Here is a 20,861-nt window from a genome sequence, read left to right as displayed (position 1 = left end):
GTTATTTTATTCAGAATGATTTAACTGCTCAGGGCTATCACCTTCATCGCTATCGTAAATCATCCCGATATACCTTAATCATTGGAGCCGTAGCTACTTTTGATTTAGGTTTTAATTATTGACTCTTACAGAGCAATAACATTTACCGCTGCTGGGCCTTTAGCGCCGCTCTCGATAGAGAACTCAACTTTCTGACCTTCATCTAACGTTTTGAAATCATTGCTCTGGATAGCAGAGAAGTGTACGAATACATCTTTGCTGCCGTCAGCAGGAGTAATGAAACCAAAACCTTTATCAGCGTTAAACCATTTTACTAAACCAGTCATTTTATTAGACATAGAGATACTTCCTTCAATTATTTTTGATTGCCGCCATAGGCGAGCGAATAGGCTTGGGCACAACTTATGGGGCACTTAGAAGGAATTTCGCGGAGAAGAGGTATCTATCTGATAACGCTAATACGGGGAACTGCTTTACTAAAACTGCTTGCATAAATGTTACTGTCAACCGGGTACTACTTTACTTATTTGGGGAGCCGCTACTCTGCTCGGGTCTAGCCGTCATCGCTATTGGCAGCCAGCCCCCCTAATCACACTGAATTACAGAGCGACTACGTTTACCGCTGATGGGCCTTTAGCGCCGTTCTCAATAGAGAACTCAACTTTTTGACCTTCATCTAAGGTTTTGAAATCATTGCTCTGGATAGCAGAGAAGTGTACGAATACATCTTTGCTGCCGTCAGCAGGAGTGATAAAACCAAAACCTTTACCAGCGTCAAACCATTTTACTAAACCAGTCATTTTATTAGACATAGAGATATTTCCTTCAATTATTTTTGCCACAATAATGTAGCGAACGTGGTCTGTTTTTCAGAGGATAACTTATTGGGCACTTAGGAGGAGACTCACGGAGAAGGGATATCTATGGATAACGCTTGAACTGAGGACTGCTTTACTAAAACTGCTTTCATAAGGTCTGTGTTCCAAACCGATGACGCTATTTAACCACAACACATTTCCTGTGGCAACCTAATATTTGACTGCTATAACTAATATCAATGGTTTTTTCATCTATTGTTGAATGTAATTTTCTATTTTTGTGTTAGTAAACAGCAAATTAGATCGACAAAAAAATGGTGTAATTTTTTTACGTTGAGGCAAAATGCCGGGAGAGATCTCCCGGCGCTCGCGTTTAACGTGGAGAAACGGTCACAGTGCCGCTGCGATCACTCGCAATGATGACACGCTGGCCGGCGCTGAAGCGGGTTGGCCCCTGAGCCTGCACGACGACAATACTGCTACCATCATCACGACGGATTTCCAACTGTACACCTTCGCTGCGGTTCATAGCACTTTGCACACCTTGACCTGCCATGCCCCCGGCAACGGCACCACCGGCTGTTGCCAGGCTATTACCACGGCCACCGCCGATAGTATTCCCCAGGAAACCACCGACTACGGCCCCGCCGATAGCGCCAGCCACATTGTTTTCACTACCGCCTTGAATAGTAACCGGGCGTGCAGAAATCACCGTACCATAGGTAACCGTCTGTACTTGCCGTGCCTGAGCAGCAGTGAAAGTATCACCAGACGCCGTTCTATTGTTGGCGCATCCACTTAATACAGTAGCCGCGAGTGCTACAGCAATGACCATTTTATTCATAATTAACCCCTCATTGTCAGTACAAGTCAGACGTCAGCTAACAATCACCAAAGCCATAGATAACTGTTAATAATGACTATAGCGTGATAATGATTCATTTGAAGAGATAAATAATGAGCAGATGCATATATAGGCGAGTTCCTATTTTCTTTTCATGCTACCGTCAATGCTAAATATGGCCTTTTTACAGTTTCAGGAATGTCGTCTTGTTACGCTTGATGATTTCAACCAAAATTTTTCGCCTCGACCTAGGTCGCTTAATCCTTATTCTGGCTGTAATGAGTGCATTTGTGACGCTGGCAAACAGCTTCTATGCCAGTTATCGAGTTCAACGGCAGCTGCTGATTGATAACACACTGGAAGCTAACCGCGTTTATGCCACTAAACTGGCGTCCAGCGCTGAAATTTTCCTACGAAGTGCACAAAAGCAGCTTCACTACAGCAGTATGATTGCCGCAAAGCATTTTGACGATAATGACGTTCTACAAGCAGAAACCGCGCGGCTCAAATACCAGACTGACAGCTTCAACTCGGTGGTGATAACCGACGCACACGGCATCATCCGCGCCACATCGCCAGATAACCTCCAACTCTTGGGTCACACCCTGACATCACCAGGGTCTGCGGAGGCACTAAAGCTACGCCGCCCTCTTATCAGTAAGCCATATGTGTCTGCGGCTAATAATCTGGTTATCAATATATCCTCACCTATTATCACGCCGGATGGGCGCTATCGTGGATACATCGGCGGGACTATTTATCTGCGAAAGCAAAGTATTTTAAATGAATTATTGGGTGAACATTACTATCGCGATGGTTCTTACATCGTGGTGCTTGATGCTGATCGGCGCATCCTTTATCACCGCGATGTTAGCCGTATCGGGGAGGTTCTGGAGCCGAGGCCAATTACCGAGGCTACCAAGAAAAGTGACAATGGCAGCTTAATGATGATCAACACCCAGGGTGAATCGATGCTGGCGGGCTATTCCGTGGTGAACCCATCGGGTTGGGAAATTATTACCCTACGGCCAGAGTCGTCCACTTTGAAGCCCCTGGAAGGGCTAATGCTGAAAGGATTGGGCCATATAGCGCCGCTGGCTTTACTGACATTGTTGGGTGTTTGGTTCTTATCCCGGTTAATTGCTCGCCCGCTATGGTTACTGGCAGGCAGTGCCAATGATATGGATAAATCGGATATTGCCAGCAGCATTAAAGAAATTCCTGCATGGTATTTCGAAGTCACACAGCTTAAGCGGGCATTGCTGATTGGCATTAGTTTATTGCAAAAGAAAATCGGCAAACTGAAGTTTGAGGCCCAAACTGACCCCATGACTGGCCTGTATAACCGACGCGGACTGGCGATCATGCTTGAGCCTATCGCCCAGCTCGGACAGCATTTTTCTGTCATCGCCTTAGATATTGACCACTTTAAATTGATTAATGACTCTTATGGCCATGATGTCGGCGATGAAGTTATCAAGCAATTAGCAATACAAATCCGTGATAGCTCGCGCGACAGCGATATTCTGTGTCGCAGTGGTGGTGAAGAGTTTCTGATATTGCTACCCGGCACTTTGCCCAATATTGCTATACAGGTCGCTAATCGGCTGCGCCATAATGTCGAAATGATGGTGATGGCGGAAATCAGACCTATCACGATTTCATTAGGTGTGGCGTTCTGGAATGGCGAAGGAATACCAGAAGATGCACTGAAACGGGCCGATGAAGCTTTATATCGTGCGAAGCAGCGGGGGCGTAATCGGGTAGATATTGCCTAATAAAAAAGGCGCGCTCCGTGTGGAGTACGCCTTTTTAAACAACAACTTAACTGACTAGTATCAGTTCATGCCGTATTTTTTCAATTTCTTACGTAGCGTGCCACGGTTGATACCCATCATCAGGGCAGCACGGGTTTGGTTGCCACGGGTGTATTGCATCACCATGTCCAACAATGGCTGTTCAACTTCAGCCAGTACCAACTCATACAGGTCACTTACATCCTGACCATTCAGTTGAGCAAAATAGTTCTTCAGTGCTTGTTTTACCGAGTCACGCAAAGGCTTTTGAGTCACCTGATCTTGTGAGTTTACGGTTGCAACGGTCAGTACGTCAGAATTTACGCGTTGTTCGAACATAGTTCTGTCAGCTCTTTTTTCTGTTTACGCAAGATTTTCGAAATATGCCTCCAACGCCTCCAGCTGTTCGCTGGCATCCTCTATGGCGTTGAATGTGCGCCGAAACTGGTCGTTAGGGGCGTGCTCCTGGAGATACCAAGAGACGTGCTTACGTGCAATACGAAATCCCTTGCCTGGACCATAAAAGTCGTGCAATTCCCGTATATGCCCGTCCAACAAGCGCTGTACTTCGCCAAGTGGCATCGGTGGCAGCAACTCCCCAGTGTCCAGATAATGCTGGATTTCCCGGAAGATCCAAGGTCTTCCCTGAGCGGCACGTCCTATCATCAGGGCATCAGCCCCAGTGTAGTCGAGCACCGCTCTGGCTTTATGCGGGTCAGTGATGTCACCATTCGCGATAACGGGAATGGAAACAATCTGCTTAACTGCCCGAATACTGTCGTATTCCGCCTCGCCATTAAACAGACAAGAACGGGTTCGGCCATGAATCGTCAGGGCTTGTATACCACAATTTTCAGCCAGTTGGGCAATTTCTATACAGTTACGGTGTTCGGCAGACCAACCAGTCCGGATCTTCAACGTTACCGGCACATCTACCGCATTAACCACTGCGGAGAGGATCTGTTTGACCAGATCAGGATGTTGCAATAATGCAGATCCTGCCAGTTTGCGGTTCACTTTCTTGGCCGGACATCCCATATTGATGTCGATGATTTGTGCACCATTCGCCACATTGATTTTGGCGGCTGCTGCCATCTCATCCGGATCGTTACCGGCAATCTGCACGGTACGAATTCCTGGCTCATCACTATGAACCATGCGCAAACGCGACTTATCCGTCCGCCATACCTCTGGATTAGAGGAGAGCATTTCAGATACAGCCATCCCAGCCCCCATGCCGTGACATAGCGCTCTGAAGGGGCGGTCTGTTATACCGGCCATCGGGGCGGCAATCAGGCAATTTGTAAGCTGGATGTGTCCAATACGCATAGACAAAGAATGACCACACTGTGTCCGTAAGGGCGCGTATATTACGCATTTTTGCGCCCAGATGAAAGGCCAAACTTTGACCAATTGATGAAAAAAGAGTGATAAATTACCGACTAATCTTGGCTAATTAATTATTTATCTATATATAACATTAAGTTAAGTCAATATGGTTAAATTGTGCGCTTTAGTATTTTCTACTAAACAACATACTTATCAACTTTCGGCATAACATAATTGTGGTCGAAAGTGCTGATTTATTCATCAAATCAATGATAAAGAGCAGATATAAATGAGTTTGACATCTCATTTTAGCTAAAAATAATGCCTGATGGATTGCTAGCTGCTGTCAGAAAATGCTAGCCAAACTTGGCGTTACAACCGCGAGTGTTGCAACGCCTATAACATGAGCAGCCATTATTGGCGGGCGGCTATGGCTTTTTGGTGCCAGTGATGCGGCACCACTCTTCTTTCTCAGCTACCGGGTCGAGAGTGAATTGACCCTCATAGGCTTGGGCGACACCAGCCGCTTGCGTTGCTAACACGCCTGACAAACCAAGATGGCCGCCAGCAACTGGCAAGACGCTAATCAATGGCGCGAGTTCCCGTAATGGGCCGGCCAGGATATTGGCGACCACCACATCAGCAGATAAGTTTGCTGGTTGGTCTTTGGCCAGATAGAGCTCCAAACGCTCTGAGACGCCGTTACGCTGTGCGTTATCTCGACTGGCCTGAATAGCCTGCGGATCGATATCGATGCCAATAGCGCGCGCTGCACCGAGTTTTAGCGCAGAAATAGCCAAAATGCCTGAGCCGCAGCCGAAGTCGATAACCGTTTTACCTTCGAGACTCAGACCATCAAGCCATTGCAGACACAATGCGGTGGTCGGGTGAGTACCGGTACCAAAAGCCAAACCGGGGTCGAGCATCACGTTAACGGCGCTAGGATCGGGCACATCACGCCAGCTTGGGCAGATCCACAGGCGCTCACCAAAGCGCATTGGATGGAAGTTATCCATCCATTCGCGTTCCCAATCCTTATCTTCCAACTGCTCAATTTTGTGGATAAAACCTTTACCGATCTGTGGGTTATATTCCAGCATGGCAATCACTTCCGCCATATCGGTTTCTGCATCATACAGACCAATGACGTCGGTATCGCCCCATAGACGAGTTTCCCCCGGCAGCGGTTCAAACACAGGATTATCATGGGTATCTTGAAACGTCACAGAGACTGCGCCACTTTCTATCAGTGCATCACCCAGAGATTCGGCCTGATTACCGGTGGTGTTTAACTTAAGTTGGATCCAAGGCATAGCTTTTCTCTTCCAAAACCGATCCTCAACTTGTGAGTTTAGATCGGTTTTTATCAATAAGGTTTTGGTCAATAATCGCTATCTATAATTAGCGATTCTATTCAGTAGTGGCGATGACAGGTTGTCGCGCTCTTGCCCTGTCGCCAAACTGATTACCGATATAAAACGCCAGCAGGTTAAGTATCAGCGATGGCACAATCGGGTGCAGACCGGCAATCTTAATGTCGAAACTGGCCAGGACGGTATAGCATATAGCACCAACAACCATTGAGCTCAGAGCACCATGGGCATTGGCTCGCTCCCAATACAGCCCTAACACTAATGGCCAAAGGAATACCGCCTCCAGGCCGCCAAAGGCTAGCAGATTTAGCCAGATAATCATTTCTGGTGGTCGCCAGGCGGCAAGCAGCAGTAATAGCCCGAGTATCAGTGTCGACATACTGGAAATACGTGTCAATTTACGTTCATTCTTCAGCTCTTCTGGCCGCAGATTGAGGTATAAATCTTTCACAATGGTCGCCGAAGATTGCAGTAACTGGGCATTGATGGTCGACATAATCGCCGCCATCGGTGCTGCCAGAAAGATCCCTGCGGCAAATGGCGGTAACACGGTGATCATCAAGGTTGGGATCACTTGATCCGGGATCTTTAGATCCGGTAAGACGGCGCGACCCAATGCACCAGCCAAATGCATACCAAACATTAAGATTGCCACAACAATGGTGCCGAGAATAATACCGCGATGCACGGCTTTACTATCACGATACGAAATACAACGTACCGCAGTATGCGGCAGACCAATAACACCAAAGCACACTAGGATCCAGAATGATGCCATAAACGGCAGATCGAGGATCTGATCACCGCCCTGAGGAGAGACCAGTGCCGGATCAATATGCTGTAGTGTTTCGACGGCTTTATGTAGCCCACCTGCGGCATGGATAACCGCCACCAACAGTAATATGGTGCCTACCAACATGACCAGCCCTTGCATGGCGTCGTTGAGCACACTGGCGCGGAAACCACCAAAAGAGGTGTATAGCGCGATACTGATACCGAAAATCAATAAGCCAGTGTCATAAGGAATCCCGGCTGCGGTTTCCAGCAAGCGGGCGCCTCCGATGAACTGCACTGTCATGGCACCAATAAACGCCACCAGCAAGCTGAGGCTGGCTAACCACACTAATAAGCGGCTCTGATAGCGCGCATACAGCATGTCATTGAGTGTCACGGCATTATAACGGCGTGCCAGAATAGCAAACTTCTTGCCCAATACCCCCAATGACAACCACACCGCAGGCAATTGAATCATTGCCAACAATACCCAACCAAGGCCGTATTTATAGGCAGCACCCGGCCCGCCGATAAATGAACTGGCGCTGATATACGTCGCAGTCAGGGTCATTGCCAGGACGAATCCCCCCATCGAGCGGTTGCCAATGAAGTATTCGTTAAGAAAATTCCCGGTTTTGCGGCGAGTGTAAGCATAAATAGATAAGCCAAATACCATGGCCAGATAGCCGACTAATGGCAGGATGACATCAGTTTGCATTGTCGTCCTCCAAGGAGATATCGCGGAATATCATGCGCACCATTAACCAGCACAGCACAATAAACAGCAGTGGCAGTGCAATACAGGCCGCTTCGAACCAAGCTGGCAGGCCGCTTATGCCGGGAATATTGCCCGGTAAATAAGCCGTTATTACCCATCCAACCAGATAAGCCAGTGTTAAGCCAAAGGCCCAACGCGCTTCTTTATTGGCCTGTAGAAATCTTGTATCCATGTCTTTTCCCCATACCCTTGTAACTTGGCGCTACAGTGTTGCTAGCCACTCTCATTCACCCGAACCCATTCATTGGGAGAGGTGAGTTTGTTGCCTGGCTGTAGCACCAATGAATATGGGTAACTTCTCTTTGGCACTACAGCATTGTTAGCTGCTCTCACGTACCCGAATTAACTTATCGGATTTCATTAGATTGCCGCTGGGCTACAACGCCAATGACTTGGGTATAAAAGCCTAAAGAAAGTTTAAAAAGAAAAAGGCCGATGATTAACCGGCCCTGATATAAAAGGTAAAGCGCATGAAAGGCGAAATATCAGGTTTCTTGCATCCCGAGTTTTTTCTCCAGATAGTGGATATTCGTGCCACCGTGTTGGAAATTTTCGTCGTTCATGATGCGCTGCTGTAACTCAACGTTGGTTTTGATGCCATCGATAATGAGTTCTGCCAGCGCATTCTTCATGCGGGCAATAGCAACATCACGGTTTTCACCGTAAGTGATCAGCTTACCGATCATGGAGTCATAATATGGTGGCACGGTATAACCGGCGTAAATATGAGACTCCCAACGCACACCAAAACCGCCCGGCGCATGGAAACGGGTAATTTTACCCGGACTTGGCAGGAAGGTATTCGGATCTTCGGCGTTGATACGGCATTCTACTGCGTGACCCTGTACTTTCACGTCATCTTGTTTGATGGAAAGAGGTTGGCCCGCGGCGATACGCAGCTGTTCTTTAATCAAATCGACACCGGTGATCATTTCGGTAACCGGGTGCTCAACCTGAATACGGGTGTTCATTTCGATGAAATAAAACTCGCCGTTTTCATACAGGAACTCAAAAGTCCCCGCGCCACGATAGCCGATTTCCACACAGGCTTTCGCACAGCGCTCACCAATATAACGGCGTGTTTCGCTGGTGATACCGGGTGCTGGTGCCTCTTCGACGACTTTCTGGTGGCGGCGCTGCATAGAACAGTCGCGCTCAGCCAGATAGATAGCATTACCCTGACCGTCAGCCAAAATCTGAATTTCGATATGGCGTGGGTTTTCCAGGTATTTCTCCATGTAAACCATGTCGTTATTGAAAGCTGCTTTTGCTTCCGCACGCGTCATGTTAATGGATTGCTCAAGATCTTTATCGTGACGAACCACACGCATACCACGACCACCACCACCACCTGATGCCTTGATAATGACCGGATAACCGATTCGTTTGGCAAAGGCTTTATTCTTGGCAGTATCGTCATCCAGTGGGCCATCAGAGCCAGGTACGCAAGGTACACCGGCTTTCTTCATGGCATTTATCGCAGAAACCTTGTCACCCATCAGGCGAATGGTTTCGGCGCGAGGGCCGATAAAGATGAAACCAGAACGCTCTACCTGTTCGGCAAAATCAGCATTTTCAGACAGGAAACCATAGCCGGGGTGAATAGCCACCGCGCCGGTGATCTCAGCAGCAGAAATAATTGCCGGGATGTTCAGATAGCTTTTGACAGACGGCGCGGGACCAATACAGACAGTCTCGTCAGCCAGTAATACGTGTTTAAGATCACGATCCGCAACAGAGTGAACTGCGACAGTTTTGATCCCCAGCTCTTTACAAGCTCGCAGGATACGTAGCGCAATCTCACCGCGGTTAGCGATTACGATTTTATCAAGCATGGAACGCCTCGTTACTCGATGACGACAAGAGGCTCGTCGAATTCAACCGGTTGACCGTTTTCAACCAGAATGGCTTTTACAGTACCGGATTTATCTGCTTCGATTTGGTTCATCATTTTCATCGCTTCAACGATGCAAAGAGTGTCACCAGCAGAAACTTTCTGACCTACTTCAATGAAGGCTTTGGCATCCGGGCTCGGGGTGCGGTAGAAAGTACCGACCATTGGGGAGCGCACGATATGACCACTGATAGCAGCCGGTGCAGCAGGTTCAGCAGGTGCTGGAGCGACAGCGGCTGCCAGAGCAGGCTGTGGTGCAGCGAAAGCATACGGCTGTTGCATCATTGGGTAGTTTGGTGCGGCGGGAGCACGACTGATACGTACTGACTCTTCGCCTTCTGAGATTTCCAGCTCTGAAATGCCGGACTCTTCAACCAGTTCGATCAGTTTCTTAATCTTACGAATATCCATGAGTGTGATTCCGTACTCTTTTTGTGTTGCAATTAGTTGGATTTTGACAAGCGATTTACCGCTGCCTGTAAAGCAAAGTTGTAGCCATCTGCGCCAAGTCCGCAGATTACGCCAACCGCGATATCAGAGAGATATGAATGATGACGGAAAGGCTCTCGAGCATGCACGTTAGATAAGTGGATCTCGATAAATGGGATCTGCACACCTAACAACGCATCGCGCAGTGCAACACTGGTATGTGTAAACGCTGCCGGATTGATCAGGATAAAATCGGTATTACCCCGTGCCTGGTGAATTCTATCGATCAGCACATGCTCTGCATTTGACTGCAAATGGGATAGCGCCACATCCATTACCTGAGCTTGAGTCTCTAATTGACTGACAATATCAGCCAATGTCGTGTAACCGTACTTTTCGGGTTCACGCGTTCCAAGCAGATTCAAGTTAGGGCCATTCAGAAGCAAAATGTGAAACTTATCCGACATTGTGCTGGTATCTCCGGCAATTAGTACATCATCGTAAAAAATAACCTGATGTCACCGATTTGTCACCTTTTTACGACGAATTTGACACTGCGATCAGCATTAAGGTCGAGCATTATAATGATATCGTAGCAATTAGCAGCTAAATACTGGTCTTATCAGCGAAGATATTCAATCGAAAAGATGAAGACTGATGAAAAGCTCTGATTTTTAGCGGCACCATTGTCGAAATTTTTTATAACGTAATGCTAATAATATTGCTGCCGCCACTGCGTAAATAATTGGTAGTGGTGATAGGGTTTTCACCGACCAAAGATAATGAATTGGCGCAAGAATGGCGACAACATACACCAGATTATGCAATTTTTGCCAGTTGGCTCCCATTTTTCGTTGTGCCCATAAGGTGGAAGTCACGGCCAGCGACAGTAACAATAGCCAACTTATTATGCCGAGTGTCAGGTAAGGGCGGGTCACCAGTTCACGCCCCAGCAGGCTAAGATTACTCAGCCCCAGTTCCAATACCGAGTAGCTGACCAAATGCAATGTTCCCCAGGCAAAACACCATAGACCTAACAACCGGCGACAGCGGATCAGCAGCGGTTGCTTGCCATAGCGTGCCAGTGGCGTGACCAGCAGTGTCGCCAATAACAATTTAAGAGTCATGCGGCCGGTAAAGTGTTGAATATCTTTGGCGGGATCAGCACTGAACCAGCCTTGGTCCACGGATAAAATTAGCCATAGAAAAGGCAGTGCGGCTGCTAGCCAAATAGCGACTTTTAGCCACTTAATTTGTCGTAAACTAAGCCGCATCAGAAATTCTCCCGCAGATCCAAACCGCGATAGAGTGAAGCAACTTGATCGGCATAGCCATTAAACAACAGCGTCGGTTGGCGCTGAACATCTAAGATTCCGCCGGCGCCAATAAAGCGTTCGGTTGCTTGAGACCAGCGCGGGTGATCGACATGCGGGTTCACGTTGGCATAAAAACCATATTCGTTGGGCGCGCTCAGATTCCAGGTTGTCGGCGGCTGGTCATGAGTCAGGCGAATATGAACGATAGACTTTATACCTTTAAAACCATATTTCCACGGGGTGATGAGGCGCAGTGGCGCACCATTCTGTGGTGGCAGAGCTTTGCCATAAACCCCCAATGTCATGAAGGCCAAGGGGTGCATAGCCTCATCCAGTCGTAATCCCTCGACATAAGGGTATTTCAGACCGCCGCCAATAAAGCGATCTTCTTGCCCCGGCATTTGATCCGGTGCATAAAGTGTCTGGAACGCGACGTAACGGGCATTGCTGGTGGGTTCAACCAGCTTGAGCAGTTTACTCAATTCAAAGCCAATCCACGGCACCACCATTGACCAGGCTTCCACGCAACGCATACGGTAAATTCGCTCCTCCAGTGGGAAGCGTTTTATTAGGTCATCAATATTGAGTGTCATTGGTTTGGCGACATCACCGTCGATTTTTATCTGCCAATCATCGGTTTTCAGTGTTCCGGCATTGGCTGCGGGGTCTGCTTTATCCAAGCCGAATTCATAGAAATTATTATAGCCAGTGACTTTATCTTCTGGCGTCAGCGCCAAATCAGGGTGGTAAACCGTTGATTTGGTGAAATCCAGTGGTTTGCCCGAAGGGGCTTTGGGGCGGCCATTCCCTTTAAACCATGCCAGTAAGTCAGCCTGTGCAGATGTGGGCAACGCCAGCGTAGCAGCAGTGATCCCCAATGCTTGTAACACCTTACGGCGCTGATAAAAAATGCTTTCGGGGGTTACATCCGCTTCGGTCAGTTTGCGCGCAATGGCAGTATTACACAGGGAATGGGATAAAAATTTGCGCATAAAATAGCTCCGTCAAACAGGGGGAATCAGACTAACCTAATTGATATTAATCATGGCGGCTTATGTAGATAAGTGCTAGAGAGGCGGAGGGAAATTTGAAAATCATTACAATACGAATGATAAGCCGGGGAGCATGATGCCCCCGGCGGAGCTAAATCAGCGGACTTTCACCAAGGTTCTACCGGTGACTTCATTTACTAGCAGGCGTTCAGCGATAGCTGGCGCATCGGCGAGCGTGATGGATTGTGATGCTTGCTGATAGAAACTTTCGGGCAAAATTTTCTGTAATCTTTGCCAAGCTTGCAGCCGCCGCTGTTGCGGGGTCATCACTGAATCTACCCCTTGCAAACGCACATTGCGCAAAATAAATGGCATCACGGTCGTGGGTAGCGAATAACCGCCCGCTAAGCCACAAGCGGCAACCGTGCCGTTGTAATTCATTTGTGCCAGCACTTTAGCCAGCAATTTATCGCCAACAGTATCAATGGCCCCTGCCCACAATTGTTTCTCTAATGGGCGTGACGCGTCAAGATAGTCGTTGCGTGAGAGCACCCGATGAGCTCCGAGGCTTTTGAGGTATTCGCTGTTACTGTCACGGCCAGAAATAGCCGCGATTTTGTAACCCAGAGCAGCAAGCAAAGCGATCGCCGTGCTGCCAACGCCTCCGCTGGCACCAGTGACTACCACTTCACCGCTTTCCGGTGTCACGCCACCTTCTTCTAATGCCATGACACACAACATTGCGGTGAAACCTGCGGTCCCGATGATCATCGCCTTGCGAGGTTCCAACCCTTCAGGCATTGGAACCAGCCAGTCGCCATTGACGCGAGCTTGTTCTGCCAAACCGCCCCAATGGTTCTCGCCAACCCCCCAGCCGGTCAGTAAAACCGACTGGCCGACATGAAAGCGCGGATCTTCGCTACTGTGGACTGTGCCCGCAAAATCAATACCTGGAACCATGGGGAATTCGCGGATGATTTTTCCTTTACCCGTGATAGCCAAAGCATCCTTATAATTCAGGCTAGACCAATTAACATCCACCGTGACATTACCGGCTGGCAACTGTGACGGGGATATTTCACGCACTTCTGCGGTAGTACGGCCTTCAGTTTGCTCAAGTACAAGCGCTCGCATATGGCACTCCAAAAATTCAAAGGAAGTATGAGTTAAGAGTGAGTCAATATAGCGACAACATCAACCTTCTAGCCTGATCAAGAACAAAAATCAGGCCGTTGATTTCGTCCGTGACTATCCTTGAAAGAGGATTAAGCAGAAGTTCTGGGAAAAAGGCTGAGTTATTGTCTTCTGGTCGCATTATGAAGTAAAAAATCAGCGTTATGGCGGTATTTTGTCATATAGTGTTTTTCCTCGAAGGAACTGAGGTATTTTTTTCACTGAATTGCGCTTCGCAAGGTTAAGGGATGCGATTTACAACCAAACTTTCTGTATTTATGACTTTGCTGGTCGTATTAGCGATGTGTTTAGTGCTACTGGGTAGCACGGCAAGCTTTTTTTATTTGTGTCAAAAAAAGATGGAGCACCGCCTTCAGAGTATTGTGACAGCTTATGATCAGTCATTGCTGTTGCACCCTGCTGATAAAGAACGCGAATGGTTGCCGGTAATGATGCGGACGTTGGGTGTTTTGGAAGTAAGCATCCAGAATGAAGACAGCACGTTATATCAACTAAAACTCCCTGCTATTTATACCCCTTGGAACGGCCAAATCCGCCATCGCAGTTTGGTTGTTCCCATGCTGCACCAGCCGGGGGCATCAATGCATTTTACCTATATTGACCCCTTAAGCAGCTATGCCCGATCTCTTTATGCTGCCGCTATTTTGTCGTTGGCGGTGGTGATTATCGCGCTGACACTTCTATTAAGTTTCCGTTGGCTACGTGAACAGACCGCAGGCCAGGAAAAACTGGAGCGGCGGGCCAAACGTATTCTTAATGGCGAACGTGAATACGCTATTAATAGTGATGGCCACGAATGGCCCCCTTGCGCCAGTCGCGCTATTGATCATTTATTGGCAGAGCTTATAGAAGCTAGGGAAGAGCGTAATCGTGTTGATACTTTAATTCGCACATTTGCTGCACAAGATGCCAAAACAGGATTCAGTAACCGCCATTTTTTTGATAACCAACTGACGACTCAAATGGAAGAGTCCGGTGCCCATGGGGTCGTTATGATGGTGCAGTTACCGGATTTTGACAGTTTAATTGAAACGGATGATCACCAGCAGGTGCAAGAACTGATGCATTCGCTGATTAATCTGCTTTCTACTTTTGTTACGCGTCATCCCTCTGCATTATTGGCGCGTTATCATCACAGTGATATTGCGATTTTACTCCCTCATAAAACGCTTAAAGATGCCGATGTCATGGCTGCACAGTTAGTACATGCAGTTGGGTCATTACCCGAGCCGCATGTTATTGACCGAGAGTCATTACTGCACATTGGCATTGTGGCGTACCGCAATGGCGATTCAGCTGAGCAGATAATGGATAATGTTGGACAAGCGACCAAAAATGCGGCGATGTATGGGGGAAATGGTTGGTATGTTTACGACACACAAGTTGCAGAAAAAGGGCGTGGTAGCGTCAAGTGGCGCACTTTGCTGGAACAAACTTTGGTTAATGGTGGCCCACGGCTTTACCAGAAACCTGTTGTTACAGTTGACGGTAAAATTCACCACCGTGAAATAATCAGCCGCATATATGATGGCGAGCAAGAGTTGCTGGCCGCTGAATTTACGCCGCTGGTGCAATTATTTGGTTTGGGTGAGCTTTATGATCGCCAAAAAATTGATCGGATAATTCCTTTATTAGCTTTATGGCCGGACGAAACTCTGGCATTTTCTATCAGCGTTGATTCATTATTACAGCGTCCTTTCCAGCGCTGGCTGCGGGATACGTTGTTGCAATGCAGAAAATCGGATAGAGAGCGAATTATCTTTGAACTTGCAGAGGCAGATGTGTGTCAATATATCAGCCAAATCCGTCCGATGATGCGTTTGTTACTGGGTGTCGGTTGCAAGGTCATGGTGTCACAGGCCGGATTGACGGTTGTCAGTACGTCATATATTAAGTCTCTCCGGGTTGAAATGATTAAACTTCATCCGGGATTAGTAAGAAGCATTAATTTACGTTATGAAAATCAGTTGTTTGTCGAGAGTCTAACGGGGGCTTGTGCAGGAACGCATGCGAAAGTTTTCGCAGCAGAAGTTCTTACCCGTGAAGAATGGCAAACTCTGAAGGCGAAAGGTGTTTACGGTGGACAGGGCAATTTTTTTGCTCCGCCGACGCTTTTGAGCCCCGGAAAGAAAAAATATTCGTATTAGGGCTATGTTTAGCCTGATCGTTGAGCAAAAATTAACGTAGAATGTGCCAGTCATTTCCGTAAATCGTTGGTGGGCGCTTACTTCCGACGAGAATCAGGTTAAATGTTAGATTTTATGTGCTGTGTTACGCCGGTCGTTGCGCAGAATCTGTCTTGTGCCGAGGGTTTATTCAACCTTTTCAAACAAGATGGGTTCGTGATGGAACGAGATGTGAATAACGCAGCTACTTTTTCACCGAATCAGGACGTTTTTGCGCCTTGTCGCTGCTTCGTGTGGTTGGTAAAGTAGGCGGATTTTATTTTCCGCCCCCAGCTTGCAGGATTATCCTTTCGTTATGTTTAAGAAATTTCGTGGCATGTTTTCCAACGACTTGTCCATCGACTTGGGTACCGCCAATACCCTTATATATGTTAAAGGACAAGGCATTGTACTGAATGAACCTTCAGTGGTTGCTATTCGCCAGGATCGTGCCGGTTCACCGAAGAGCGTTGCTGCTGTGGGCCATGATGCCAAACAGATGCTGGGGCGTACCCCCGGTAATATCGCAGCTATTCGTCCGATGAAAGACGGCGTTATCGCCGATTTCTTTGTCACCGAAAAAATGCTGCAACACTTTATCAAGCAAGTTCACAGCAACAGCTTTATGCGCCCAAGTCCGCGTGTATTGGTGTGTGTACCGGTCGGGGCAACTCAGGTTGAGCGCCGTGCGATCCGTGAATCTGCTCAGGGCGCGGGCGCCCGTGAAGTGTTTCTGATTGAAGAACCGATGGCTGCGGCAATTGGCGCAGGTTTACCGGTTTCTGAAGCGACCGGTTCTATGGTTGTGGATATTGGTGGCGGTACCACAGAAGTGGCCGTTATCTCTCTGAACGGTGTGGTTTATTCCTCTTCTGTACGCATCGGTGGTGACCGCTTTGATGAAGCCATCATTAATTATGTGCGCCGTAACTACGGTTCATTGATTGGCGAAGCAACCGCTGAACGCATCAAGCACAGCATCGGTTCTGCTTATCCGGGTGATGAAGTTCTGGAAATTGAAGTCCGCGGCCGTAACCTTGCAGAAGGTGTGCCACGTGGCTTTACTCTAAACTCCAATGAGATCCTGGAAGCGCTGCAAGAGCCGCTGACTGGTATTGTTAGCGCCGTGATGGTTGCGCTGGAACAGTGCCCGCCAGAACTGGCTTCTGATATCTCTGAGCGCGGTATGGTGTTGACCGGCGGTGGCGCATTGCTGCGTAACTTGGATCGCCTGCTGATGGAAGAAACAGGTATCCCGGTTGTGGTTGCAGAAGATCCATTGACCTGCGTCGCGCGCGGCGGTGGTAAAGCGTTGGAAATGATCGACATGCATGGCGGCGATTTGTTCAGCGAAGAATAGTTAGCCAAAAAAGGAGAAGGGTCGGTCGGATAAATCTATACCCAAGCTAATCAGTAATTGGCGTTGCAGCCAGGCAAAGAAGTGAATTCCAACGTACTGACTTAGGTCAGCCGTTGGTGTGAGCGAATGCCGCGAATACTGCTGTAACGTCAAGTACGAAGGGGTGATTCAGATTTGGCGCTTCCTCCTTCATGCCGCCAAGGAATACGCATAATTTATGAAGCCGATTTTTAGCCGGGGTCCATCCCTGCAACTGCGGTTGTTCTTTGCCGTTCTTGCAGCCATTATTTTGGTTATAGCGGATAGCCGATTAGGTACATTTGTTAAAATACGTACCTATATGGACACCGCCGTTAGTCCTTTCTATTTTCTGGCCAATGGGCCACGTAAAGTTCTCGACAACGTTTCTGAGACTCTGGCTACCCACCAACAGTTGGAGCTGGAAAATCGTGCGTTGCGCCAAGAGCTATTGCTGAAAAACACTGACCTACAGTTGCTGGGGCAATTTAAGCAGGAAAATAACCGCTTACGTGAATTGCTCGGTTCTCCCCTGCGTCAGGATGAACAGAAAATGGTTACGCAGGTGATGTCCAGCGGGACAGATCCCTATAGTGATCAAGTCGTTATCGACAAAGGTTCTAACAATGGGGTGTACGAAGGCCAGCCGGTTATCAGTGACCGGGGTGTCGTAGGCCAGGTTGTTGCGGTGAGTAAGTTAACCAGCCGCGTATTATTGATTTGTGACACCTCCCATGCGCTTCCTATTCAGGTACTGCGAAATGATATTCGGGTGATTGCCGCCGGTAGCGGTTGCACCGATGACTTATTATTAGAGCATTTGCCTAGCAATACAGATATTCGTGTTGGTGATGTATTAGTCACGTCCGGTTTGGGCGGCCGCTTCCCTGAAGGTTATCCGGTCGCGGTGGTTTCATCGGTCAAAGTTGATAACCAACGGGCTTATACCGTGATTCAGGCGCGCCCAACCGCTGATTTACAGCGTTTGCGTTACTTGTTGCTATTGTGGGGAGCAGATCGCAACGGCGATATTCCGTTGCCACCTGATGAAGTTCGTCGCGTGGCAAATGAACGTTTGGCTCCTATGATGTCGCAAGTCTTGCCTGCCGCGGATGCTATGGGCCCTCCGGCGCCTCCAGCAACCACGGCACCCACAGCAGCGACTGCTCCGGGAGTATCACCATGAACCGTTACAGCAGCAATGGCCGTTGGGTTATCTGGTTATCCTTTCTGATTGCCATGGTGTTGCAAATTATGCCGTGGCCTGAACAAATTTATATGTTCCGGCCTTCATGGCTGGCATTAGTCTTAATCTATTGGGTGATGGCATTACCGCACCGCGTGAATGTGGGTACTGGTTTTATTCTCGGGCTGATTATGGACCTTATTTTGGGTTCGACTCTCGGGGTGCGGGCGCTGGCGCTCAGTATTATTGCTTATCTGGTGGCGTTTAAGTTTCAGCTATTTCGCAATATGGCACTGTGGCAGCAGGCACTCATTGTGATGTTGTTATCGCTGACGATGGATGTCGTGGTGTTTTGGTCTGAGTTTTTAGTCAGTAATGTCTCATTCCGCCCCGAAGTATTCTGGAGTAGTGTGGTCAACGGCATTCTATGGCCTTGGCTATTTTTGTTAATGCGCAAAATTCGCCGTCAATTTACGGTGCAATAAGGATTTAAGACTCATGACCGCCCTGTACCTCGCCTCTGGCTCTCCGCGTCGCCGTGAATTACTGACCCTGCTTGATGTCCCTTTTGAGGTACTGAAAACAGTGGTTGAAGAGCAGCGTAAACCTGAGGAAAGTGCACAAGAATATGTCCGGCGCTTAGCACAGGACAAAGCACTGGCTGGGGTGAGTGTCGCACCACAGGATTTGCCGGTATTAGGTGCAGATACTATTGTGGTGTTAAATGGGCAAGTATTAGAAAAACCAAGGGATAAAGCGGATGCACAGCAAATTCTGAGTGCATTGTCCGGGCAGCAGCATCAAGTGATTACTGCGGTGTCTATTGCTGACCGACAAGATGTATTATCTGCCATGGTTGTGACAGATGTGACATTTCGCGTGTTATCCCAGTTGGAAATCAGTGACTATATTGCTACCGGTGAACCCATGGACAAAGCGGGCGCTTACGGTATTCAGGGGAAAGGTGGTTGTTTCGTCAGGTCCATTACAGGCAGTTACCATGCCGTGGTGGGGCTGCCGTTGGTTGAAACCCATGAATTACTAAGTAATTTCATTGCGCTACGTAATGTGAGAGGAATACATGACAGCTGAATTACTGGTCAATATTACACCGTCTGAAACGCGGGTTGCCTACATTGACGGTGGCATCCTGCAAGAAATTCATATTGAGCGCGAAGCGAAAAGAGGGATTGTCGGCAATATCTACAAAGGTCGCGTTAGCCGGGTTCTGCCGGGCATGCAAGCAGCTTTTGTCGATATAGGTCTGGATAAGGCCGCTTTCCTCCATGCTTCCGATATCATGCCCCACACCGAATGCGTGGCTGGGGATGAGCAGAAAAACTTCAATGTGCGCGATATCGCTGAACTGGTCCGCCAGGGGCAGGATCTTATGGTGCAAGTGGTGAAAGATCCGCTCGGCACGAAAGGCGCACGTTTGACCACTGATATCACTCTACCTTCCCGCTACTTGGTCTTAATGCCAGGGGCTGCCCATGTTGGCGTTTCTCAGCGTATTGAAAGTGAAGCTGAGCGCGAGCGCTTGAAGAAAACCGTGGCAGAGTATTGTGATGAGCAAGGCGGTTTCATTATCCGCACTGCCGCGGAAGGGATTGGTGAAGAGGAATTGGCCGCTGATGCCGCTTTTCTCAAACGTTTGTGGACGAAAGTTCAAGAGCGTAAAAAACGCAATATCACCAAATATAAACTGTATGGTGAAATGGCACTTGCACAACGTGTCCTCCGCGATTTTGCCGGGGCGGCGTTGGATAAAATCCGCGTCGATTCTAAATTGACTTATGATTTACTGGTGGAGTTTACCAGTGAATATATTCCAGAAATGACCGAAAAACTGGAACTGTATGCTGGCAAGCAACCCATTTTTGATCTCTATGATGTCGAAAATGAAATACAGCGATCATTAGAGCGCAAAGTTGAGTTAAAATCAGGTGGTTACCTGATTATTGATCAGACCGAAGCCATGACGACCGTGGATATCAATACTGGCGCTTTTGTCGGGCATCGTAATCTTGACGAGACTATCTTCAATACCAATATTGAAGCCACCCAAGCCATTGCCCGCCAGTTGCGGATGCGGAATCTGGGTGGGATTATCATTATTGATTTCATTGATATGAGTAATGAAGAACATCGTCGGCGTGTATTGCATTCACTGGAACAGGCACTGAGTAAAGATCGAGTAAAAACCAGTATTAACGGTTTTTCTCAGCTAGGTTTAGTCGAGATGACACGCAAGCGCACGCGGGAGAGTATTGAGCATGTGCTGTGCAATGAGTGCCCGACCTGTCGTGGCCGTGGCACGGTCAAATCGGTAGAAACCGTGTGCTATGAAATTTTGCGCGAGATTGTCCGTGTTCACCATGCTTATGATTCTGACCGCTTCCTGGTTTATGCTTCTCCGGCCGTGGGGGAAGCGCTAAAAGGCGAAGAGTCTCATGCACTGGCTGAAGTGGAAATCTTCGTCGGTAAGCAAGTGAAAGTGCAAATTGAGCCGCTGTATAACCAAGAGCAGTTTGATGTGGTGATGATGTAAGAGCCTACGGGCTTTACAGCTTGCAGCGGATGGCAAGGAGAGAA

The 20,861-nt window shown here is 48.2% G+C and carries 21 protein-coding genes; 7 read left to right on the top strand and 14 right to left on the bottom strand.

The window, feature by feature from the left end; genetic code table 11:
- Positions 1-125 precede the first annotated feature (125 nt).
- From cspG to F0T03_RS19355, 3 genes are all read right to left on the bottom strand, one after another.
- Positions 126-338 carry a cold shock protein CspG gene (gene cspG, locus F0T03_RS19365; protein WP_025376799.1) on the bottom strand — a complete coding sequence of 71 codons (213 nt, stop codon included), beginning with the start codon at positions 336-338 and terminating at the stop codon, positions 126-128.
- Positions 339-599: 261 nt separating this feature from the next.
- Positions 600-812, bottom strand: a complete 213-nt coding sequence (gene cspE / locus F0T03_RS19360; protein ID WP_005163090.1) for a transcription antiterminator/RNA stability regulator CspE — start codon at positions 810-812, stop codon at positions 600-602.
- Between the two features lie 379 nt (positions 813-1,191).
- Complete coding sequence (locus F0T03_RS19355) at positions 1,192-1,662, bottom strand: outer membrane lipoprotein (protein ID WP_145555145.1); 471 nt, start codon at positions 1,660-1,662, stop codon at positions 1,192-1,194.
- A gap of 218 nt (positions 1,663-1,880) precedes the next feature.
- Between F0T03_RS19355 and F0T03_RS19350 the strand changes: the two genes are divergently transcribed.
- A complete protein-coding gene (locus F0T03_RS19350) occupies positions 1,881-3,440 on the top strand; it encodes a sensor domain-containing diguanylate cyclase (protein WP_159681017.1) in 1,560 nt (519 codons plus the stop codon).
- A 60-nt stretch (positions 3,441-3,500) separates the two neighbouring features.
- Here F0T03_RS19350 and fis read toward each other — a convergent pair whose 3' ends face one another.
- The 11 genes from fis to acuI all read right to left on the bottom strand — a co-directional run bounded on the left by fis (position 3,501) and on the right by acuI (position 13,477).
- Entirely contained in the window at positions 3,501-3,797 is a 297-nt protein-coding gene (fis, locus tag F0T03_RS19345) for a DNA-binding transcriptional regulator Fis (RefSeq protein ID WP_002210061.1), read from the bottom strand.
- 24 nt (positions 3,798-3,821) lie between these two features.
- Positions 3,822-4,787: a tRNA dihydrouridine synthase DusB gene (gene dusB / locus F0T03_RS19340; protein WP_145555146.1), complete on the bottom strand. Its 966-nt coding sequence runs from the start codon at positions 4,785-4,787 to the stop codon at positions 3,822-3,824.
- A gap of 428 nt (positions 4,788-5,215) precedes the next feature.
- On the bottom strand, positions 5,216-6,100 hold the full coding sequence (gene prmA / locus F0T03_RS19335; protein WP_159680153.1) for a 50S ribosomal protein L11 methyltransferase: 885 nt from the start codon (positions 6,098-6,100) through the stop codon (positions 5,216-5,218).
- A gap of 97 nt (positions 6,101-6,197) precedes the next feature.
- Positions 6,198-7,652, bottom strand: coding sequence for a sodium/pantothenate symporter (gene panF / locus F0T03_RS19330; RefSeq protein ID WP_159680150.1), 1,455 nt, complete (start codon positions 7,650-7,652; stop codon positions 6,198-6,200).
- Positions 7,642-7,884 (bottom strand): YhdT family protein, encoded by a 243-nt coding sequence (locus F0T03_RS19325; protein ID WP_145555149.1) that lies wholly within the window; start codon positions 7,882-7,884, stop codon positions 7,642-7,644. Before F0T03_RS19325 ends, panF begins: the two co-directional genes overlap by 11 nt.
- A 313-nt stretch (positions 7,885-8,197) precedes the next feature.
- Positions 8,198-9,547 (bottom strand): acetyl-CoA carboxylase biotin carboxylase subunit, encoded by a 1,350-nt coding sequence (gene accC / locus F0T03_RS19320; protein WP_159680148.1) that lies wholly within the window; start codon positions 9,545-9,547, stop codon positions 8,198-8,200.
- Between the two features lie 11 nt (positions 9,548-9,558).
- Positions 9,559-10,017 carry an acetyl-CoA carboxylase biotin carboxyl carrier protein gene (gene accB / locus F0T03_RS19315; protein ID WP_145555151.1) on the bottom strand — a complete coding sequence of 153 codons (459 nt, stop codon included), beginning with the start codon at positions 10,015-10,017 and terminating at the stop codon, positions 9,559-9,561.
- A gap of 32 nt (positions 10,018-10,049) precedes the next feature.
- Positions 10,050-10,502 (bottom strand): type II 3-dehydroquinate dehydratase, encoded by a 453-nt coding sequence (gene aroQ, locus F0T03_RS19310; protein WP_145555152.1) that lies wholly within the window; start codon positions 10,500-10,502, stop codon positions 10,050-10,052.
- Positions 10,503-10,709: 207 nt separating this feature from the next.
- Positions 10,710-11,309 (bottom strand): protein-methionine-sulfoxide reductase heme-binding subunit MsrQ, encoded by a 600-nt coding sequence (msrQ, locus tag F0T03_RS19305; protein WP_145555153.1) that lies wholly within the window; start codon positions 11,307-11,309, stop codon positions 10,710-10,712.
- Entirely contained in the window at positions 11,309-12,343 is a 1,035-nt protein-coding gene (gene msrP / locus F0T03_RS19300; protein ID WP_159680145.1) for a protein-methionine-sulfoxide reductase catalytic subunit MsrP, read from the bottom strand. The genes msrQ and msrP overlap by 1 nt, the downstream gene beginning before the upstream one ends.
- Positions 12,344-12,499: 156 nt before the next feature.
- On the bottom strand, positions 12,500-13,477 hold the full coding sequence (gene acuI, locus F0T03_RS19295) for an acrylyl-CoA reductase (NADPH) (protein WP_159680142.1): 978 nt from the start codon (positions 13,475-13,477) through the stop codon (positions 12,500-12,502).
- A gap of 287 nt (positions 13,478-13,764) precedes the next feature.
- Here acuI and csrD point away from each other — a divergent pair, with 287 nt between their 5' ends.
- The 6 genes from csrD (at position 13,765) to rng (ending at position 20,817) form a co-directional block, all read left to right on the top strand.
- Positions 13,765-15,684, top strand: a complete 1,920-nt coding sequence (gene csrD / locus F0T03_RS19290; RefSeq protein WP_159680140.1) for an RNase E specificity factor CsrD — start codon at positions 13,765-13,767, stop codon at positions 15,682-15,684.
- Between the two features lie 334 nt (positions 15,685-16,018).
- Positions 16,019-17,062, top strand: a complete 1,044-nt coding sequence (mreB, locus tag F0T03_RS19285) for a rod shape-determining protein MreB (protein WP_002228205.1) — start codon at positions 16,019-16,021, stop codon at positions 17,060-17,062.
- A 217-nt stretch (positions 17,063-17,279) separates the two neighbouring features.
- The gene (gene mreC, locus F0T03_RS19280; RefSeq protein WP_145555157.1) at positions 17,280-18,266 is read left to right on the top strand and encodes a rod shape-determining protein MreC; all 987 of its coding nucleotides are present in this window, start codon (positions 17,280-17,282) and stop codon (positions 18,264-18,266) included.
- Entirely contained in the window at positions 18,263-18,751 is a 489-nt protein-coding gene (gene mreD / locus F0T03_RS19275) for a rod shape-determining protein MreD (protein WP_025376835.1), read from the top strand. Before mreC ends, mreD begins: the two co-directional genes overlap by 4 nt.
- A 13-nt stretch (positions 18,752-18,764) precedes the next feature.
- A complete protein-coding gene (locus F0T03_RS19270) occupies positions 18,765-19,358 on the top strand; it encodes a Maf family protein (RefSeq protein WP_145555158.1) in 594 nt (197 codons plus the stop codon).
- Positions 19,348-20,817: a ribonuclease G gene (gene rng / locus F0T03_RS19265; protein WP_032911560.1), complete on the top strand. Its 1,470-nt coding sequence runs from the start codon at positions 19,348-19,350 to the stop codon at positions 20,815-20,817. The genes F0T03_RS19270 and rng overlap by 11 nt, the downstream gene beginning before the upstream one ends.
- Positions 20,818-20,861: the final 44 nt, after the last annotated feature.

The sequence above is a fragment of the Yersinia canariae genome (assembly GCF_009831415.1).
Classification (GTDB): domain Bacteria; phylum Pseudomonadota; class Gammaproteobacteria; order Enterobacterales; family Enterobacteriaceae; genus Yersinia; species Yersinia canariae.
Note: the sequence above shows the minus strand (reverse complement) of the source record. Positions and strands in the feature narration are given on the sequence as shown.

Bases quoted from the DNA above. Each gene is read 5' to 3' on its own strand.
- F0T03_RS19350 (WP_159681017.1), top strand. From the start codon at position 1,881: ATGATTTCAACCAAAATTTTTCGCCTCGACCTAGGTCGCTTAATCCTT.
- mreD (WP_025376835.1), top strand. From the start codon at position 18,263: ATGAACCGTTACAGCAGCAATGGCCGTTGGGTTATCTGGTTATCCTTT.
- fis (WP_002210061.1), bottom strand. From the start codon at position 3,797: ATGTTCGAACAACGCGTAAATTCTGACGTACTGACCGTTGCAACCGTA.
- cspE (WP_005163090.1), bottom strand. From the start codon at position 812: ATGTCTAATAAAATGACTGGTTTAGTAAAATGGTTTGACGCTGGTAAA.
- panF (WP_159680150.1), bottom strand. From the start codon at position 7,652: ATGCAAACTGATGTCATCCTGCCATTAGTCGGCTATCTGGCCATGGTA.
- F0T03_RS19270 (WP_145555158.1), top strand. From the start codon at position 18,765: ATGACCGCCCTGTACCTCGCCTCTGGCTCTCCGCGTCGCCGTGAATTA.
- mreC (WP_145555157.1), top strand. From the start codon at position 17,280: ATGAAGCCGATTTTTAGCCGGGGTCCATCCCTGCAACTGCGGTTGTTC.
- cspG (WP_025376799.1), bottom strand. From the start codon at position 338: ATGTCTAATAAAATGACTGGTTTAGTAAAATGGTTTAACGCTGATAAA.
- rng (WP_032911560.1), top strand. From the start codon at position 19,348: ATGACAGCTGAATTACTGGTCAATATTACACCGTCTGAAACGCGGGTT.
- accB (WP_145555151.1), bottom strand. From the start codon at position 10,017: ATGGATATTCGTAAGATTAAGAAACTGATCGAACTGGTTGAAGAGTCC.
- mreB (WP_002228205.1), top strand. From the start codon at position 16,019: ATGTTTAAGAAATTTCGTGGCATGTTTTCCAACGACTTGTCCATCGAC.
- csrD (WP_159680140.1), top strand. From the start codon at position 13,765: ATGCGATTTACAACCAAACTTTCTGTATTTATGACTTTGCTGGTCGTA.
- dusB (WP_145555146.1), bottom strand. From the start codon at position 4,787: ATGCGTATTGGACACATCCAGCTTACAAATTGCCTGATTGCCGCCCCG.
- F0T03_RS19325 (WP_145555149.1), bottom strand. From the start codon at position 7,884: ATGGATACAAGATTTCTACAGGCCAATAAAGAAGCGCGTTGGGCCTTT.
- prmA (WP_159680153.1), bottom strand. From the start codon at position 6,100: ATGCCTTGGATCCAACTTAAGTTAAACACCACCGGTAATCAGGCCGAA.
- msrQ (WP_145555153.1), bottom strand. From the start codon at position 11,309: ATGCGGCTTAGTTTACGACAAATTAAGTGGCTAAAAGTCGCTATTTGG.
- msrP (WP_159680145.1), bottom strand. From the start codon at position 12,343: ATGCGCAAATTTTTATCCCATTCCCTGTGTAATACTGCCATTGCGCGC.
- aroQ (WP_145555152.1), bottom strand. From the start codon at position 10,502: ATGTCGGATAAGTTTCACATTTTGCTTCTGAATGGCCCTAACTTGAAT.
- acuI (WP_159680142.1), bottom strand. From the start codon at position 13,477: ATGCGAGCGCTTGTACTTGAGCAAACTGAAGGCCGTACTACCGCAGAA.
- accC (WP_159680148.1), bottom strand. From the start codon at position 9,547: ATGCTTGATAAAATCGTAATCGCTAACCGCGGTGAGATTGCGCTACGT.
- F0T03_RS19355 (WP_145555145.1), bottom strand. From the start codon at position 1,662: ATGAATAAAATGGTCATTGCTGTAGCACTCGCGGCTACTGTATTAAGT.